Below are 15,783 nucleotides of genomic sequence, written 5' to 3' on the forward strand. Positions count from 1 at the left end.
GAAATGAAAAATTTAATAAACCTAACTAACGGCGACCGCCTAAATTTGCGTGTGCAGGGTCAAATTTTACTCAGCGAGAGCATCAAAAACGGCAAAACTAGGCAGACGCAAAAGGAGTTTGCAAGTGCTGGCGAGGCGCAAAAAGCCTGCGCGAAAAAGGAGTGGGAGAGCTTAAAAAAGGGCTATGTCCTGCAAAACGCGGGCGCAAAAGCGGGCGAAGCGAGTCTGCACGTCTACATCGGCGGCGGATACACGGGCGCGCTAGCCTTTGCGGGCGCAGAAGGCGAGCTTTTCGTCTATAAATGCGGCGGCTACAAAGAAAACGGCTCGGTCGATTTTTTGACTAGGCTGGGCGCGGACGGCGCGATAAAAGGGGATATTATTTTGCCAAAGCCGCTTGCGTGGCATGCGCAGCAGGCGGGCGAAATTTTACTTTTGGATTTGGATCATTTTATTTTCAAATTTGATCTAAAAACGGGCGAGTTTGCCGACCTTTCCAAAGAGCTAAATTTTAAAAGAAATAGAGAATTTACGAGCCGCGTTTGTGCTGCGGGCGCAGCGGGCGAGACGGCGGCGTTTACGATGTTCGGTCAAATTTTTATTTTGCGAGACGGCGAAATTTCGCTTCTTACGCAATATAAGGCCGAAATGAAAAGCTCCACGCCGATATTTTGCATCGCGCTTAGTGCGGACGGCTCGCGACTGGCGCTTTGTTGCAAGCAAAACGAGATTCAAATTTTAAGCGCGCTTGACGGCTCTTGCGGCAAAATTTTAAGCGAGATAAAAGGGGGGCTCCGGCATTTTGGATAAAATTTGCTTTCTACCCGACGGCTCGCTGCTCGGCAAAGAGCGCCACTCGGATAAGCTAATCTGCCTTGACGCGGACGGCTCGCGGCTGGGACCTGCGTGGCTACAAGGCGAGTGCGCGCAGGCGAGCGATTTTTGTCTGAGCGAGGACGGCTCGCGCCTTGCGATAATCAGCTATGGTAAGGCTCACATCGTTGATCTAAAAAGCGCAAATTTGACGCTTAGCTTTGAGCTGGAGCACGTCGTGAAGCGCTGCGAGGCGAAATTTGAGAATTCAAACGGTAGCAAAAATTTGGCCGTGCGCACCGACTACGGCTGCTTTGGTTTGTATCGCGTTTAAATTCCGTGAAATTTAAGCCGCAGGTGTAGGCTTCTACAGATTGCGCTTTTAAGGCGAGCGATCTCCTCTCGATCTTTTAATAGCGCGCCCGGTTTTGGGCCATTCGACACCCAAAGCGTAACGGCCTATATAAAATTGAATATCGGCGTTTCGATTGCGGCGGCGGCTTTGATAGAATTTTCGCTTGAATCAACAAAATAAGGCGCTTTTAATGCTGAATAGCGCCTGAAAAAGCTTAGCCGCTACGGCTTTAATATCATATCTTGCCAGTTAAGCTTAAATCGGCTATCATTGCACGAAATCTGAAGGGGCAAATTTGAAAAAATTCTTTGTTAATTCTCTGCGCCTTATGAAACGCCACTATATAATCTCTGCGATTTTTATCATCTGCATTTTGACGTTCATCCCTTATATGCCTATAAATATGGGCTTAAACTACGCCGGAGTTTGCACCAATCCTCTGCATTTTGGCATCTTATCGGATAATGAATTAAAAGAGATAGCGTTTAAACAGTATTTGCAACAACATCATAAAGAGTATAATTACAAGCATAATATCCCGTTTTTCAGAATCCAACCTTGCAACGGCGACAAGCGCCCCGATGATAATTGCGAATTTTGGAAAATACCTAAAGAGTTAAATTTAGAAAATTTATTGTCTATCGGCAGACAAATTTGCAAAGACGGAAAACAAATTGCGCCGATAGATAAATCCATACTAAAAGCTATAGATGATGAAAGCGTTGTGTATCCATGGGAGGATAGCAAGCTTTTTAATGATAAAGGGGAACTTAATTATTCTATCTACTTTAATAATGAGGACAACCATTATAGCGAGTATTATCGATATGATTCTTTGTTTATAGCCGAGGATCCTACTATTAAGATTAAATTGCTTGATTTACTTACCGGAAAAAGCAAGAAGATCATATACAAAAACGATAATAGGCTAGCGCTAAGAATGCTATTAGCCCTTAAACGTATTGATAAAAGTGATGATTTTTGCACCTTAAATGATTGGATGGATAAAAATAAACTTGACGTTACTAAAGAAAGCGTTGAAATTATTGGAGATAAAGGAAATAAGATTATATTAGAAAATTATTCTATGTATAGAATAGGTATAGATAATTGCGGAAATTACAAGGGCTTATATATGGGCATATTATGGGAACCATATAAAGCATATATGAATTATGCAGATTTTAAAAACAAATTTAAACAAAATAAGGAGTAATCTATGTCAAAAATAGTAGATATGAGCGGTAAAATCGCACAGGGCGGCTATGCCTATGCCGAGGGCAATCCTTGCTAAATTTGAGGCGCGGATTTTTTGCATAAAATCACAAAATTAAAATTCGGCAGCAGGTTCTACCCGCATGCACTTAGCTCACAGAACAAATACGATAAATTTAAGCGGTCTTGATCTCTCGCAGCCTATACCACTATAGGATAAATGCTGCTAAAAGCACAAAATATCCGATGGCGACCGTTAGCGCGCCCACAGCAAGGATAACGCTCTCGGCCAAAATAATTCCTTTCGCGGTTTCTTTTTTGAGATAAATAGCCAATTATATATTAGTCTAGCCTAAAGATTTGGATTCGGCTAAAAGCGGGTGGGATTAAAATTTAATCCGTCTTCAAATTTGCCTAAATCTAAATTTACAAAAAATCTATTTCTTGCCCACCAGCAATTTTGAGCTACCGAGCATTAGCCATTTGGCTTCGCGTGGGCCCATAAAAAGCCCCTGCGTCGTATCTATAAGCTCGACTCGCTCGTAGCCCTGCTCCTTAAGTCGCGCGATGAAAGCATCCATGTCGCCATAGTTTCCGCGCGAAAAAAGATCGTGGATCGCGAAGCTGCCGCCCTTTTTAAGCACGCGGAGCGTCTCTAAAAGCAGCGCCTGGCGGTCCTTGCGCATGATGTTGTGATAGACGTAGTTGCTTGTAACCGCATCGAAACTGCCGTCCTCAAAGGGCAGCTTCGTGGCGTCGGCCTGCTCGAAGCTAGTGTTTTGCACCCCTTCGGCGCGCGCGTTGGACTCGCACAGCTGCTTGTTAAAAGACGCGTACTCAAAGCCCCAGCGATCGACGCCTAGCACCGATGCGTGCGGATTGCGCTTGGCGACTGCGATAGTTAGCGCGCCGCTGCCGCAGCCTACGTCCAGCCCGCGCCCGCCCTCTGGTAGATCCACGTATTTCGCCGTGCCCTCTACGATCGCGCGAGAGAGCTGACGCTTGCCGCCGTAATCAAACGCGCGGTACCACACGACGCAGTATATCGTAAAGCCAACCAAAACCAGCGCCGCTGCGCCGAAAAGCCCCGCAAGAAACCACCTCAGCACGCCGCCTACGAAGGCGCCGCAAACGCCGAAAATCAAAAACAAAACTAACGCTACGCCCGCACCCGCGGCAAAGCTCGCGATCATGCCCTTAGGCACCCAGTTTTTATAGTCCGGTTTCATCTTCGCTCCTTTTATTAAATTTAATCCCGCGGCGGCAAAGCGCGCTGCGGCGAAATTTTAAATTCCGCCCGTAAATTTTAAATTTCGCAGCTCAAACCTCGCTTAAATTTAAACGCACGCTAATAGGTGTATTTAAACTCCGCGTAATAGTTGCGCCCTGGAGCCGGAGTATAGATGTCCGAGCGTAAATTTTGGTTGTAATTATACTCCTCGTCAAAGACGTTTTTGACTCCGGCGCTTATCAAAAATCCGCTTGCGAAGCGGTACGCAGCGCCCAGATCCACGATCGTGCGCGAATCGATCCTATCGTGGTTGGCGTCGTGCGATGATGAGAAATATTTAAAATCGCTCATCAGCGTTAAATTTCTAATCGGCTCGTAATCGAGCCCCAAAACGAACTTCGAGCGCTCCACTAGCGGAACCTGCTTGCCTTTATCCGCACCGGATTGGATCTTGGCGTCCACGTATGAAAAGGTCTCGCTGAGCTTTAAATTTGAAAGCAGGCTTTGCTCTGCATACAGCTCCACGCCCTTGCGGCGCGTCTCGTCGATATTTATAAAATGCCAACCGTCGGTGATCGAGCTGCCCAAGGTTTCGTTTACGATCTCGTTTTTCGTATCGGTCCAAAAGATCGTAGCGCTTACGTATTGCCCGTAAATCAGATCTTTAAGACCGATCTCGTAGGTTTTAAAGGTTTCGGATTTGAGGTTATTAAGCACGTAAGGGCCGTTACGACCGAGCTTATCGATGAGTTGATTAGGACCTGGGGAGATATAGCCGCGCTCAAATTTAAAATATAGATTGCCATCCTTGGAATAATTAAAATTCGGCGTAATCTCAAAAGCGTAGTTGTTTTTATGATCGCTTACTCTGGTACTGTCTTGCGTCTGCGAGATTATGTTTCCCATCCTTTTTATAGTAGTCGAAACCCTGCGATTTACTTTATATTCGGCGCGCTCAAACCGCCCGCCCGCACTTAGCGAAAACGCCTCGGTGAAATTGTGCTTTTCTAAAGCATAGACCGAGTGGGTAAGTTTCTGCATATCAAAGATCGTAAGCTGCGAAAGGCTCATCATAGGATTCATCGCGACGTCAAAATTTATCCTGCGAAAGCCCTTGTTTTTGAGATAATCGTATCCCGCTATGAACTCGCCGCTGTCGTAGTCGAGCTTGCCCTTTAAATTTGCCCCCTCTTTGCGGTCTTTCATCACAAATCCGCTCTGAATGATCCTGATATCTTGATAATAAGGGTGCAAATTTGCTTCGATTTTATCGCCGAATTTTACCGTGTAGCCGAAATCGAAATTTGCCCGCGTACTTTTGGTAAAAGTCCGTTCACCTCCTTGCTGGCGGCGATCCGCTCTCAGCTCGGCAAGCCCTAAGCTCGGCACCGAATAGGTTCGCGCCTGATAATAGCTCGGATCAAAAGAGATGCTTTGATCGTCCGAAATTTTATAATGCATCCCGAGCGAGCCGTAATAGCCGCTCTCTTTCTCGCCCTTGCGGTATCCGCGCTGCTTAAAGCCCTTTACGGCGGTTTTTAGAAACAAATTCTCGCTCACGTTGCCGCCGAACCCTAAATTTAGATCATTGTAATTATACGACGCGATCTTGGTCGAGATATTGGCGTACGGGTATCTGGCTCCCTTTTTCGTGATGATATTTATCACGCCGCCACTGGTGCCGCTGCCGTATAGCACGCTACCGCCGCCCGGGATGATCTCCACGCGCTCAATATCTTCGATCGGAATGAGATCGATCGGAATGCTCGTCGGCGTCGTGTCGATCATATTGAGCGCGACTCCGTTAAGAAGAACCTTGACGGAGGTATTTGCCTTCTGACCCTGTCCGCGCAGATCGACCGTATCGCCGTGAAAGCTAACCCCCGGCGCCTTTTCTAAAATTTCGCGCAGATCACGGTAGCCGCGGTTTTCCATATCCTCCGCGGTGATGACCGAGACGTTGCGAACCTCGTTTTTAAGCATATCCTCAAAGCCCGTCGCGGTAACTACGATAGTGCCCAGCTTCGTGGCGTTCGCGCCGGAAGCGTTTTTAGGAGCTGCGGAATTTACCGCTCCCGCGCCGGACGCGTTGATATTTTCGGACGTAGCGTTGTTTTCGGCTCCGTTTAGTTGTAAGGCGGCGCACAAACTTAGCGCGATCGCGGCATTTGAAAGATAAAATTTCTTAAACATCACTCTCCCCTATTTAAAATTAGAATTTTGCGAATGATTTGCAAATGCTATATTATAATTTCTCTTGATTAAATAATAATAAATTTCAAAGATTAAAGATAGATTTTTTAAAATTTTGGCGTAGATTGGATGAAATTTTGATCTTGAGCGTTTTACGTAGCGCGGTAAAATTTCGGTTTTAAATTTAGACTCTTTAGCGGTTTTTATTTCTTAAAGCGGCAAATTTGCGAAGCGAATCTAGCCGGAATTTTAAAATTTAGACCTTGCAGCTGCCCGCTTTGCCGAATTTTGCCTCGATTAAAAGCACCAAGATGAAGAAAATTTTTTCGTCGTTGAGCTTCGCAAGCTCGCGTAGGTTCTGATCTGCGCTTACGAGCTTGATACCGTTTGATTTCAAAATCCCAGCGAGCTCGTCCGCACTAAAGCCCATTTTACCAGCAATCTCTCTAATATTATAGGACTCGATCGCGCCGATGATGCGATCCATATTACAAAAGCCGGGATTTTTGCGGCTCAAAACCACGTCCAAAAACTCGTCCCAGAGCTTTACGAGCTTCTTTCGCCTCGCGATTATATGCAAGATCGCGACGCAAAGCAGGCCGAATCCCGCGATCTTATGCAGGCTCATCCACGCCTCGTTGTATTCGCCGCGCGCAAAGCAGGCGCCCGAAAAGCCCAAAATGCAAAGCGCGCAGCCTAGTAGCACGATGAGCGCAAATTTATAAACAATCCCCGCCTTAAGCATCAAATCTCCTTATCTCGTTTTTAAAATTTAGCGGTTTAGCCGTAGCGCCCGCGAACGCTACGGCGGCGCTACGTCCCGTTGGTCGTCGCTATTGTATCGCCTCGACATTGTTGCGCCACCCGCACCGCTGCTTGTCTATACGCTCCGCGGGTTACCATCATCGTATCGCGCGTTTGCGCTACTTGCACTGTGCTTTACTTACATACACATCCTGTCGATCGCGGTTGCCATATTGTGGCATTTTATGCTGTCGTCGCCGCAATCACGCCGCGCCGCTTTGTGCTGTCGATCCGCCGCCACGGCAACGTTGTTCGTTTTGATCGTCGTGCCGTTACGATGATGATATACCTGAGCGAAGGTTATGTCATACGGCGCCGAGTAGGTACGTATCGCCGCGTCTCTCATCAGCCGCGGCGTGCCATCTGCGCCGCTGATGTGTTACACGCCATTCGACGCGCTACCGATTTATCGCGACGCCCACGCATCGCACCGCTGCCGTAGCCCGTTCATTTAGCACGCCGTTACGCTACCGATCGAGGCTCGGTTTAAAATTTTATTTAGGCGCCGTCTTCTTGGCAGATCATTTTGCGTTTAAATTTTACCGACTTAATTTCGCGCAAAATCGCGATCGCGCGCCGTCTACCGACCTCCAAGCCGTTCGCCGCGCCGTAGTGCCTGCCCGCCGCTGACTGCGCGCGAGCGCCTAGCCGCGCGGGTGCCGATGCCCATATATACGAACACCGAGTGCCTCGGCTAAATTTTATCGCCGCTTAATATAAATGAGTAATTTTAATAAATCTGGATTTAAAAAGATATGAATTTAAAGGCGAAATCCCTGCCGCGTGAAATTTCAACGGCCGAATTTAAAGCTCTATCGTCCGCTCGAATATGTCCTCAAGCCCCGTTTGATGCACGATCGCTAGCATTCCTAGCCTTGGTAGAGCCGCGCGCAGACCAAGTAGCAGCTCGCGCGCCGAGGCAGTATCGAGTGCGGACGTGATCTCGTCTGCGAAAACAAAGCTCGGCTTGTGGTAATAAATACGTGCAAAACTAAGCCGTTGCGCCTCTCCGCCGGATACGTATGTGCCCTTGGTGCCGTACACCGTGTCGATACCGGCGGGGAGTTTTTCGATAATGTCCATACACTCGGCTTTGCGGAGCGCTTCCATTACCTCTTCGCGGCTTGCATCTTTTTTGCCGTAACGGATATTTTCTAAAATGCTTTCCTTAAAAAGCTTATTCTCTTGGAACACAAAGCCGACAGTGTGCAGCAGGTCTTGTGTTTTTATATCGCGGATGTCAATATCGCCGATGCTGATACTTCCTGCATCAACTTCCCAAAAGCGGCCGAGCAAATTTACCAGGGTTGTTTTGCCGCCCCCTGAAGGACCGACCAGAGCAGTGAGCGAATGTTCGGGAATGCTGAGTGTGATGCCGTTTATCGCGGTTCGGCTCTGAGGAGATGGGGCTGCTCTGCCGGTGTTTCCTCCGTCTGTTTCCGGTGCGGTTTTTGCAGAGGCGGCAGCCGGTTCCGTCTTATATGAAAATATCACGTCGTTAAATGCAATATCATATTTTTCAGGCAGTATGGATGTTTCCGGTTCTTTGGTCAGCGGTGCTTGCAAAATATCTTCGATACGGTTGAGCGCATCGTTTGAGCGCTGATAAAACGTGTTTGCATACATAACTTTCATCAGCATCGTGTAGGTAACCGGTGCAAAGGCGAGGTAAAACACAAAGCTGTAAAAAAAGTGCGGGTCAAGCGTTGCTGTCCCAGCCATCAATAACGCTGCCGGAAGTAAAAAGACAAACCCGAGTTTGATAAGCGATAAAAAAATCGCATAGCCGTTTTCCCACGACATCGAATATTGGAGAACGAATTCTTTATAGTGCATAATAGAGGTGTAAAAGTTTTTGAAATAGTAAACAGATTGATTAAAAGTTTTGATAACCGAAATACCGCGTACATATTCGGTACCCGCGTTGTTCATCTGCTCAAGTGCGTCTTCATACTTTTGCATAAAGCCCGAGTTGGTGCTAATCCGCATTAAAACAGCTTGCAGAACAAACGCAAGCACAAGCGGTAAAAGAGAAATCAGCCCGAGCCGCCAGTCGAATACCAATGTAAGCGCGAGTATCGCAAAAGGAGAGACCATGTTTTGTGCGGTGTCAGGCATATTATGAGCAATGAGCGTTTCAAGTTGATTAATGTTTTTTTCAAACACCTTGCGTACCTTGCCGCTGACATGCGTAATATGCCAGCCTATGGGCAGGTCTGCCAGTGTTTCCGCCATCCGTATCGAAAGGTTTTGCTGAATGGTAAATGCCGTCGCGTGTGAAAGCATGAGCGCCGCGTAATACAGCACAAAGCCCGCCGCCGCAGCACCGACCGCCCACAGCCCGTAGCGTGTAAGAGCTGCTGCATTCACCGCTTCTTTTGCCGCAACTGCGGAAATCACATCGCGCATTACAAAGAACACCATAATGTACGGCACAAAACTGACGAGTGCGCTTAAAGCGGAAAGCACCAGCGACAGCGATAAAAATTTCTTGCTGCTGCCCGCATAGCTTAATAGCCGTTTAATGGCTTGCTGTTTTGCCGGATTTCGTTCCTGCTGCTGCGGTGTCTTTTCTCCCCGTGCCGGATTTTCCTCTGTAGCATTTGCCGGGGATTGCCGCTTCTTTGCAGCGCTTTTTCCCTGCGGCTTTTTTGTATCATTCATAGAGCATAGACCTCCATATCAAATAATCGACGGTGTCGTCAGCTATTTAGTATAGAAAATATATGCAAACAGGAATAGATTGTCAACAATATCTAACAAAGATACTTGTAGACAACAACCGCTTCTTTAAGTGCTTCATATAAGCCGTTTTAATTAAACATTATTTTCGTCTTTTCCATGGAAGAAAGCGATTAACCCGTTTGCAATACGCTGCGTATTCATCGCCGAAACGTTCGGAAAGCCATTGTTCTTCCGTCAATTTCATAAACACGGTAAGGTATACCCAAAAGAGTGGCGGTAAAATCAATACATACCAATTTCGGCAAAATAGCAGTACTCCGGTACAGATAAATAAAAAAGCGGAATAAATGGGATTTCGTACAAGGGCATATACGCCGTCGGTTGCAAGTTGATTTGCTTTTATCGTAATGTCGATACGAACACCGAATACTGCAGCGCACCACAGTGCGATGCCGCCACCAATACACAGTATTCCGGCAATGACAAAAACGATTGCAATGATTGCACTACGCACGTTTCCGCTTGTCAGTAGATCGAATTTTATCACGGTAATACCTGCGGCAGTGAACGCAATCATAATTGCAATACATACAGGACCGATACCCATTACTGGGAGATGTCCTTGTTCATTTGTTTTCATAGTGGACGACTCCTTTTGCTGCGGATGGTGCCGATCAGATGCTGTAAGCTTAACAGCGGATGTCGGAATAACATACGCGGGCCGCTGTAACGCATAACCGCGCGGATTTGCCGGCGCATTTCCGGTTTGTAGCAATGTATGGGGCAAACGTTACAAAACGGTTTCTTCTGCTTCTCGCTGCGATACCGGCATTGTTCAATCCGTTTGTGCGTATATGCTTTTAATGCCTCTGTGTCCGGCACCGCTGCATCAATATTCTCTGCATCGACCTGCGAAGAATGAGAGTGGTGCGCTGCCGCATACAAGTCGATCATCGAATCAACTAAACGTACTTCATCTTCTACGGTCATGGTATGTATACCGGCAATGCTTCAGAATAGCGGACGCGGGCGTATTCTACGGAAGAGGGGCTACGCTGCCGGTGCCACTGATATCTGGGATAACCTTGGCGGGGTTGCCTTTATAAAGAACACTGCCACTCCCGCTGATATGAGCTTTTAAAGAGTCTGTAAACCATACTTCTGCAGAGCCTGAGCCGGAAATGGAAATATCGGCATATTCGGCTTCCATACGGGTAGCGTTTATATTACCCGAACCGGAAATACTGCCCGTAAACGTTTGAGCTTCCCCTGTCGCTTTAAAATCACCCGAACCGGATATTTCCAAGGCTAACTCTTTTACCTTAATGCCGTTTGCGGTAATATCACCTGACCCTGAAATAGCAATCGACATTGCTTTTCCTGACATATTATTAAATGAGTTAATCTCCCCGGTAATCGAATCGGAAGTTGTTAACCGCCTTAAAATCGGCATCTTAATTGAAGCTTTGCAGTGGGCGTTGCTTATAGCGTACCCTTTTTTGAAGCCGATATGGAGGTTATGATTACCATCGACTCGTATATCTAAATAGTCAAAAAGATTTCTATCGGCATCTACGGTAACGGAAGATGTTCCGCTCTGTGCTATCTCGACAGTCCAGTCGCCGCTGACGGAAACGGTCTCAAAATTATTCAGTGGAAAGTTCTGTTGTGTTATGTTCCCGTTCCCGCGAATAGGGATGAGCGACCCCGGGCAGCCGCCGGTGGCAAACAAAAGCAATACGATAACGGTAATGTATACGATACTGGTTATATTGTTTTTTGTCCTGTTCATCACAACCCCCCAATTGATAAAATTTGTGGTTTTTAGCATACTTTAAGGCTGTAAATATGTCAATGTATCATCCAAGGCTGTCATCCGAAGGAAATTCAATACTTGACATATCCTTCTTTTTTATGTTATAAACCTGCAATTTAAATTGAAAGAGGCAATAATGACAAAGCGCTTACGGCAGCACCAGTATAATCCTTGTGTACCATTCGGGGGTATAATCCGCAGGGGTTCACCCTTTCAACTGCCGGTAAGCATTATTACCGTAACAAATAAGGATACTGTTTTCTAAATGAAGACAGTATCCTTTTTTTTTGCTTGAGGAGGTTCTATGATAAACGGGAAGAAGGATATCATTTCAATGAATGATTTCACCGCAGAAGAAATTCTGCTCATTTTGAAAAAGGCGGAAGCAATAGAAAAAATGTCCGATGAGGAAAAACTTTCGCTGATGCACGGCAAGATTGTTGCAACTATGTTTTATGAACCGAGCACGCGAACAAAACTGTCATTCGAATCTGCTGCGATGCGGCTCGGCGCAAATATCCTCTATTTCGATACGGAACATTCATCGGTTAAAAAAGGAGAATCCTTTTCGGACACCATACGCATGGTGGAATCCTATTCGGACATCATTGTTATTCGCCATCCGATGGACGGAGCGGCGCGCCTTGCTGCTTCCGTTTCGCATAAGCCGGTGTTAAACGGCGGTGATGGATCAAACCAGCACCCGAGCCAAACGCTTCTCGATTTGTATACCATTATGAAAGAAAAAGGCACTTTGGAAAATCTCCACATTGCTTTTACCGGCGATTTAAAATACGGGCGTACCGTCCATTCGTTGGCTAAAGCCCTTAAGCATTTTCATCCGGTTATCTACTTTGTTTCTCCGTCAAACCTTGCTATGCCGCAATATCTGCTTGACGATTTGGATGATGCAGGAGTGACTTATTATATAGAAGAAAACTTTACCGGCTGTTTGGATAAACTGGATGTATTTTATATGACCCGCATTCAGCGCGAACGCTTCCCCGATCCGGAGGAATACGAAAAGGTGAAGGGCATTTATATCATCAATAGAGGCAACATAGAAGGTAAGTGCAAAGACGATATGATTATCCTGCATCCGCTACCGCGTGTGAATGAAATCGATGTGGATTTGGACACTACAAAATATGCGCGTTATTTTGAGCAAGCGCGGAACGGCATCCCGATTAGACAAGCAATGATGATGCTCTCTCTAGAACAATAAAAGCTCAAGAAGCAATGAGGTATTAAACTGTCCGTGCGAATAACGGAACTACAAGAAGGAGTTGAATGATGGAATTACAGATAACTGCATTGGAAAACGGAATAGTGATTGACCATATACCGCCGGAGCGTACCTTTGCGATCGTCAAAATGCTGAAATTAAAAGAGTATACCGATATGGTAACCGTCGGTTTTAATTTGCATAGCAAGGCGCACAATAAAAAAGGCCTGATTAAGATTGCCGATAAAACATTGACCAAATCGGAGCTGGCAAAAATTTCGCTGTTGGCGCCCCATGCGACGGTGAACATTATTAAAGACAGTAAGGTTGTACAGAAAATACCGCTTGAATTGCCAGATGAAATTGAAGCGTTTATACACTGCGAAAATTTTAAATGTATTTCAAATAATGAAGCGGTACCATCGCGGTTTATAAAGGTGCATTCGCATGGACAGGACTGCTACAAGTGTTTTTACTGTGAACGGGTTATTCCGATCGCTGACATTAAGCTTAATTTAAATTAGCGGAGAAGCGGTATGGAACACCGGTGCGGAAAAAAGCATTTTGAAAAAACCGAAATTGTTTCCCATGAATATGCGGGAGTCGATTGTTACTGTCTCACCGTCCGATTGCCGCGGAAGATGGAAGGCTCCGAGCTACCCTGTGCGGGACAGTTTTACATGATCAGTTTGCACGATAAATCTCATATTTTACCCCGTCCCATCAGTCTGCATTCATTTGATGAGAAACAGGGTACTTTGAGCTTTGTATATCGCCCCATAGGTGCCGGCACACAAGAATTAACGCAGTACCGTGCCGGTGAAACCCTTGCTATTCAAGGTCCCTTGGGGAACGGCTTTATGGTTCCTTCCGCCGGCTCTTGCCATATTATCGCGGGAGGCGGCATAGGACTTGCGCCGCTGCCTCAACTGATACGGGCGATTCGCAGCAGGCAGCAGGAAGCGCGCATTATTTTTTTTGCAGGAGGACGCGACCGGCATATTCAAGAACTTATCGATTTTTTTGCCCTGCCTGCGGATGTTGAACTCATCCTTTGTACCGATGACGGCAGCCTCGGTATTCACGGGTTTGTACCGGACGTACTTTCAGCGTATATTGAAAAACACCGCGGCAGCGGGAGTTCGGCTGCGGACATCGCGATGATCTATGCCTGCGGGCCAACTGCAATGCTGAATAAAATACGTGCTTTTTCGCAGTCGGCGCAGTTACCCTGTCAGCTTTCCCTTGAGCGCAGGATGGCGTGCGGTGTGCGCGCCTGTATGGGATGTTCCATTCAAACGGCTGCGGGGGTTAAAAAAGTATGCGCTGACGGCCCTGTTTTTGATTCGCTTTTATTCCCGCACGAATTGCCGTAAAAATGAGAGAATGATATGAGCAAACTTACATTGGATTTTTTAGGTTTACATTTAGCGAACCCGTTGATGACGGCGAGCGGCTGCTTCGGCTACGGTACCGACTATGCGGATTTCTTTGATCCGAATATACTCGGTGCGGCGGTACTGAAGGGGTTAACGCTTGAGCCGCGGGACGGTAATGCAGGTGTGCGGATTGCAGAAACGCCGTCCGGTATGCTCAACTGCGTCGGCTTGGAAAATGTCGGTTATGATGAGTTTGTGCGGCGGGTATTGCCGGAAATTCTTCCGCAGCTGCACATTCCGCTGATTATTAATATTAACGGCAAAACTGCAGAAGAATATGCGGAACTTGCCGCCCGGCTGAACGATATCGCGGAAGTCGCAGCCGTAGAGCTCAATATTTCCTGCCCGAATGTAAAGCACGGGGGGATGGCTTTCGGTACCGATCCGGCGCAAACGGAGCGGGTGGTCTCGCTGGTACGGGCGGCAAGTCGGAAACCGCTCATCGTGAAGCTGTCGCCGAACGTTACCGACATTACGGTGTTTGCCCGCATCGCGGAGGCTCAAGGAGCGGATGCCTTGTCGCTGATTAACACGGTTTCCGGTATGGCAATCGACATCAATACGCAAAAGCCTCTGCTTGGCAATATTTTCGGCGGACTGTCCGGTCCGGCGGTAAAACCTATCGCGGTCAGGATGGTCTATCAGGTGTCGCAGGTTACGTCGCTGCCGATCGTCGGGATGGGCGGTATACGGACTGCGGAGGACGCAATCGAATTTATACTTGCAGGCGCTTCGGCAGTTGCGGTCGGCTGCGGTCTTTTTAATAATCCTTGCGCTGCGGTAGAAATACTTGACGGTCTTGAACGGTATTGTGAAAGGCATCAAACTGCCGTTACGGATTTGGTTGGCCGCAGCCATCCCGACGGAGGAGCTGCATACCGCAGCAAACTCAAACATCGCAGTACTGTTCGCAATACCGTTCAATAAGAGGAGAGTAGGGGAGTCTCGAAAGCAAACAGCTTTGAGATACCCTCATCCCGGAGGAGTTTTACAATATGGAAAAGACACAATGCGGAACCGTCAGTAGCGCTGTCCGCGAAAAATTGATTGTTGCGTTGGACTATGACACACTCGACCAAGCAGCCGCCCTCGTGGAGCAGCTCGGCGATAGTGTTACGGTGTATAAGGCAGGGCTCGAAATTTTCTTACGGACGAAGGGAGCCATTGTCGATTACTTGCACGGAAAAAACAAAAAGGTGTTTTTGGATTTAAAGTTCCACGATATTACCAACACGGTTGTACAGGCCTGCCTTTTTGCGGCGGAGCAAAATGTATTCATGTTCAACGTACATTGCTCCAACAGCGAAAAAACCATGCGGGCAGTCGCCGAGATGCTCAAAGAAAAAGGCTCTCAGAGCATTTGCATCGGCGTAACGGTCTTAACTAATTTAAACGCACAAGACTTACAGCAATTCTACGGAGCTGCCGTCGATGTCGAAACAACCGTCGAAGCGATGGCGGCCGCTGTCAGCAATGCCGGTTTACAGGGTATTGTCTGTTCCGCTCAAGAAGCTGGCGCTATTAAACAGCGTTTCGGCAAGAATTTTATTACCGTATGTCCGGGAGTCCGCCCAGCCTTTACCCAAAGCGGCTCGTATGCTCAAAACCGCAAAGAAGATCAGGCGCGGGTGATGACTGCCTACGAAGCGGTAAAAAACGGAGCCGATTATTTGGTGGTCGGCCGCCCGATTACCCAGCATCCCGATCCCGTTCAGGCGGTGCACGCGGTTTTGGAGGAAATTAGAAAGGCAACGGAGGACTAAACGGTGCTCATACTCAAAAACGGGAAAACCGTCCGCAACGAAATCATCGACCTTGTAATCAACGGCGATATAATAGAAGATATCATCATCAAACAGAGCATGTCCGATCAGAATTATCCAAAAGAGGTGGATGCCGTACAGGATTCGCAGGAAATTGATTCGTGCGGAGGGTTTAATACCCCGACGCTCTGCGTCGTAACAAAGGGTATTAAAGCCGACTGCAACCACCTTATGAGAACATACA

The 15,783-nt window shown here is 47.2% G+C and carries 17 protein-coding genes; 9 read left to right on the plus strand and 8 right to left on the minus strand.

The window, feature by feature from the left end; translation table 11 throughout:
• Positions 1 to 3 precede the first annotated feature (3 nt).
• From Q0393_RS00225 to Q0393_RS00235, 3 genes are all read left to right on the plus strand, one after another.
• Complete coding sequence (locus tag Q0393_RS00225) at positions 4 to 810, plus strand: hypothetical protein (protein ID WP_298977017.1); 807 nt, start codon at positions 4 to 6, stop codon at positions 808 to 810.
• Positions 803 to 1,147, plus strand: coding sequence for a hypothetical protein (locus Q0393_RS00230; RefSeq protein WP_298977019.1), 345 nt, complete (start codon positions 803 to 805; stop codon positions 1,145 to 1,147). The genes Q0393_RS00225 and Q0393_RS00230 overlap by 8 nt, the downstream gene beginning before the upstream one ends.
• Before the next feature lie 316 nt (positions 1,148 to 1,463).
• The gene (locus tag Q0393_RS00235; RefSeq protein ID WP_298977021.1) at positions 1,464 to 2,384 is read left to right on the plus strand and encodes a hypothetical protein; all 921 of its coding nucleotides are present in this window, start codon (positions 1,464 to 1,466) and stop codon (positions 2,382 to 2,384) included.
• A gap of 436 nt (positions 2,385 to 2,820) precedes the next feature.
• On the opposite strand, the gene Q0393_RS00240 is transcribed toward Q0393_RS00235, so the two are convergent.
• The 8 genes from Q0393_RS00240 to Q0393_RS00275 all read right to left on the minus strand — a co-directional run bounded on the left by Q0393_RS00240 (position 2,821) and on the right by Q0393_RS00275 (position 11,088).
• Positions 2,821 to 3,612: a class I SAM-dependent methyltransferase gene (locus Q0393_RS00240; RefSeq protein ID WP_298977022.1), complete on the minus strand. Its 792-nt coding sequence runs from the start codon at positions 3,610 to 3,612 to the stop codon at positions 2,821 to 2,823.
• A gap of 119 nt (positions 3,613 to 3,731) precedes the next feature.
• Positions 3,732 to 5,807: a TonB-dependent receptor gene (locus tag Q0393_RS00245; protein ID WP_298977024.1), complete on the minus strand. Its 2,076-nt coding sequence runs from the start codon at positions 5,805 to 5,807 to the stop codon at positions 3,732 to 3,734.
• 256 nt (positions 5,808 to 6,063) lie between these two features.
• Positions 6,064 to 6,552, minus strand: coding sequence for a chemotaxis protein (locus Q0393_RS00250; RefSeq protein WP_298977025.1), 489 nt, complete (start codon positions 6,550 to 6,552; stop codon positions 6,064 to 6,066).
• A gap of 198 nt (positions 6,553 to 6,750) precedes the next feature.
• Positions 6,751 to 6,957, minus strand: a complete 207-nt coding sequence (locus Q0393_RS00255) for a hypothetical protein (RefSeq protein ID WP_298977026.1) — start codon at positions 6,955 to 6,957, stop codon at positions 6,751 to 6,753.
• A 458-nt stretch (positions 6,958 to 7,415) separates the two neighbouring features.
• Positions 7,416 to 9,275, minus strand: coding sequence for an ABC transporter ATP-binding protein (locus tag Q0393_RS00260; RefSeq protein ID WP_298977028.1), 1,860 nt, complete (start codon positions 9,273 to 9,275; stop codon positions 7,416 to 7,418).
• Between the two features lie 160 nt (positions 9,276 to 9,435).
• Entirely contained in the window at positions 9,436 to 9,936 is a 501-nt protein-coding gene (locus tag Q0393_RS00265) for an isoprenylcysteine carboxylmethyltransferase family protein (protein WP_298977030.1), read from the minus strand.
• Entirely contained in the window at positions 9,933 to 10,286 is a 354-nt protein-coding gene (locus Q0393_RS00270; protein WP_298977031.1) for a nitrous oxide-stimulated promoter family protein, read from the minus strand. Before Q0393_RS00270 ends, Q0393_RS00265 begins: the two co-directional genes overlap by 4 nt.
• A 46-nt stretch (positions 10,287 to 10,332) precedes the next feature.
• Positions 10,333 to 11,088 (minus strand): head GIN domain-containing protein, encoded by a 756-nt coding sequence (locus tag Q0393_RS00275; RefSeq protein ID WP_298977032.1) that lies wholly within the window; start codon positions 11,086 to 11,088, stop codon positions 10,333 to 10,335.
• Between the two features lie 328 nt (positions 11,089 to 11,416).
• Here Q0393_RS00275 and pyrB point away from each other — a divergent pair, with 328 nt between their 5' ends.
• From pyrB to Q0393_RS00305, 6 genes are all read left to right on the plus strand, one after another.
• Positions 11,417 to 12,337, plus strand: a complete 921-nt coding sequence (pyrB, locus tag Q0393_RS00280; RefSeq protein ID WP_298977034.1) for an aspartate carbamoyltransferase — start codon at positions 11,417 to 11,419, stop codon at positions 12,335 to 12,337.
• Between the two features lie 65 nt (positions 12,338 to 12,402).
• Positions 12,403 to 12,861, plus strand: coding sequence for an aspartate carbamoyltransferase regulatory subunit (locus tag Q0393_RS00285; RefSeq protein WP_298977036.1), 459 nt, complete (start codon positions 12,403 to 12,405; stop codon positions 12,859 to 12,861).
• Between the two features lie 12 nt (positions 12,862 to 12,873).
• Positions 12,874 to 13,713 carry a dihydroorotate dehydrogenase electron transfer subunit gene (locus Q0393_RS00290; protein ID WP_298977037.1) on the plus strand — a complete coding sequence of 280 codons (840 nt, stop codon included), beginning with the start codon at positions 12,874 to 12,876 and terminating at the stop codon, positions 13,711 to 13,713.
• A 15-nt stretch (positions 13,714 to 13,728) separates the two neighbouring features.
• A complete protein-coding gene (locus Q0393_RS00295; protein ID WP_298977038.1) occupies positions 13,729 to 14,703 on the plus strand; it encodes a dihydroorotate dehydrogenase in 975 nt (324 codons plus the stop codon).
• A gap of 68 nt (positions 14,704 to 14,771) precedes the next feature.
• Entirely contained in the window at positions 14,772 to 15,539 is a 768-nt protein-coding gene (pyrF, locus tag Q0393_RS00300) for an orotidine-5'-phosphate decarboxylase (protein ID WP_298977039.1), read from the plus strand.
• Positions 15,540 to 15,542: 3 nt separating this feature from the next.
• The coding region (locus Q0393_RS00305) for a hypothetical protein (protein ID WP_298977041.1) at positions 15,543 to 15,783 on the plus strand (241 nt) is incomplete at its 3' end.

Origin of the sequence: uncultured Campylobacter sp., from assembly GCF_938015785.1 — a bacterium.
In the GTDB taxonomy this organism is placed as follows: Bacteria; Campylobacterota; Campylobacteria; order Campylobacterales; family Campylobacteraceae; genus Campylobacter_B.

Excerpts from the sequence above, each read along its gene's own strand:
- Q0393_RS00225 (WP_298977017.1), top strand. The coding sequence starts at position 4 with ATGAAAAATTTAATAAACCTAACTAACGGCGACCGCCTAAATTTGCGT.
- Q0393_RS00240 (WP_298977022.1), bottom strand. The coding sequence starts at position 3,612 with ATGAAACCGGACTATAAAAACTGGGTGCCTAAGGGCATGATCGCGAGC.
- Q0393_RS00245 (WP_298977024.1), bottom strand. The coding sequence starts at position 5,807 with ATGTTTAAGAAATTTTATCTTTCAAATGCCGCGATCGCGCTAAGTTTG.
- Q0393_RS00250 (WP_298977025.1), bottom strand. The coding sequence starts at position 6,552 with ATGCTTAAGGCGGGGATTGTTTATAAATTTGCGCTCATCGTGCTACTA.
- Q0393_RS00255 (WP_298977026.1), bottom strand. The coding sequence starts at position 6,957 with ATGAGAGACGCGGCGATACGTACCTACTCGGCGCCGTATGACATAACC.
- Q0393_RS00260 (WP_298977028.1), bottom strand. The coding sequence starts at position 9,275 with ATGAATGATACAAAAAAGCCGCAGGGAAAAAGCGCTGCAAAGAAGCGG.
- Q0393_RS00265 (WP_298977030.1), bottom strand. The coding sequence starts at position 9,936 with ATGAAAACAAATGAACAAGGACATCTCCCAGTAATGGGTATCGGTCCT.
- Q0393_RS00270 (WP_298977031.1), bottom strand. The coding sequence starts at position 10,286 with ATGACCGTAGAAGATGAAGTACGTTTAGTTGATTCGATGATCGACTTG.
- Q0393_RS00275 (WP_298977032.1), bottom strand. The coding sequence starts at position 11,088 with ATGAACAGGACAAAAAACAATATAACCAGTATCGTATACATTACCGTT.
- pyrB (WP_298977034.1), top strand. The coding sequence starts at position 11,417 with ATGATAAACGGGAAGAAGGATATCATTTCAATGAATGATTTCACCGCA.
- Q0393_RS00285 (WP_298977036.1), top strand. The coding sequence starts at position 12,403 with ATGATGGAATTACAGATAACTGCATTGGAAAACGGAATAGTGATTGAC.
- Q0393_RS00290 (WP_298977037.1), top strand. The coding sequence starts at position 12,874 with ATGGAACACCGGTGCGGAAAAAAGCATTTTGAAAAAACCGAAATTGTT.
- Q0393_RS00295 (WP_298977038.1), top strand. The coding sequence starts at position 13,729 with ATGAGCAAACTTACATTGGATTTTTTAGGTTTACATTTAGCGAACCCG.
- pyrF (WP_298977039.1), top strand. The coding sequence starts at position 14,772 with ATGGAAAAGACACAATGCGGAACCGTCAGTAGCGCTGTCCGCGAAAAA.